The 1,096-nt window shown below is 67.7% G+C and carries 1 protein-coding gene; it reads left to right on the top strand.

Annotation, left to right across the window (positions count from 1 at the left end; translation table 11 throughout):
- The coding region (locus tag INT49_RS20825) for a DDE-type integrase/transposase/recombinase (RefSeq protein WP_226851141.1) at window positions 1–1,062 on the top strand (1,062 nt) is incomplete at its 5' end.
- Window positions 1,063–1,096 lie beyond the last annotated feature (34 nt).

Here is a 1,096-nt window from a genome sequence, read left to right as displayed (position 1 = left end):
GGACATCTCCGAGAGCGCGGATACCGAGACCAAGCGCAACAAGCGCTGATGAACGCCTACACCGACCTCACCGTCCAGGGGACACCCACCCGGGCCGCGTCGGTCTTGACCGGCATCTCGCGGGCGACAGCCAGTCGCCGGCAGCAGCGCCCGGGGCCACCCGTGCCGCGGGAGGTGGTGCCGGCCAACCGGCTCTCGCGCACCGAACGGGCGAGGGTGCTTGCGGTGCTGACCAGCGACGAGTTCGTCGATGCCACCCCGATACAGATCTTCGCCGAGTTGCTGGACCGTGGGATCTACCTGTGCTCGGTCTCCACGATGTATCGGGTACTGCGGGAGAACACCCTGGTCACAGAGCGTCGCAGGCAGGCCAGGCATCCGGCGAGGGCGATCCCCGAGCTGGTCGCCACGGCACCTGGGCAGGTCTATTCCTGGGACATCACCAAGCTGCCTGGCCCGGTCCGGGGCGTCTACTACGACGCCTACGTGATGATCGATATCTACTCCCGCTACCTCGTCGGCGTCCACGTCCACGCCCGCGAGTCCGGGCCCCTGGCCGAGGAGATGATGCGCGAGGTGTTCGCCATCCACGGCATCCCCGAGGTGGTCCACGCCGACCGCGGCACCTCGATGACCTCGAAGACCGTCGCGACGCTGCTCGCCGATCTGGAGGTCACCCGCTCGCACTCGCGCCCGAAGGTCTCCAACGACAACCCCTACTCCGAGGCCTGGTTCAAGACGCTGAAGTACGCCCCGGTCTTCCCCGACCGATTCGGCTCTCTCAGCGATGCCAGGGCGTTCATGGACGCGTTCCGCGACCGCTACAACCACGAGCACCACCACGGCGGTCTGGGCCTGCACACGCCGGCGGAGGTTCACTACGGCCTCGCCGCCGCGAAGGCCGCCGACCGCGCCGACGTCCTCAACACCGCCCGGAACGCCCACCCCGAACGGTTCAGCACCCCAACTGCCGTCCCGAAGATCCTCACGCTGCCCGACGCAGCCTGGATCAACAAGCCCGCCAACCACGACGACCAGCAGGCCTACCAGACCGCCGCCTGACTCCCACTGGCCTCATTCACCTTGACAAATTCCG

The organism is Brachybacterium tyrofermentans, assembly GCF_014897585.1.
In the GTDB taxonomy this organism is placed as follows: Bacteria; Actinomycetota; Actinomycetes; order Actinomycetales; family Dermabacteraceae; genus Brachybacterium; species Brachybacterium tyrofermentans.
This window is presented reverse-complemented; position numbering and strand designations above follow the sequence as displayed.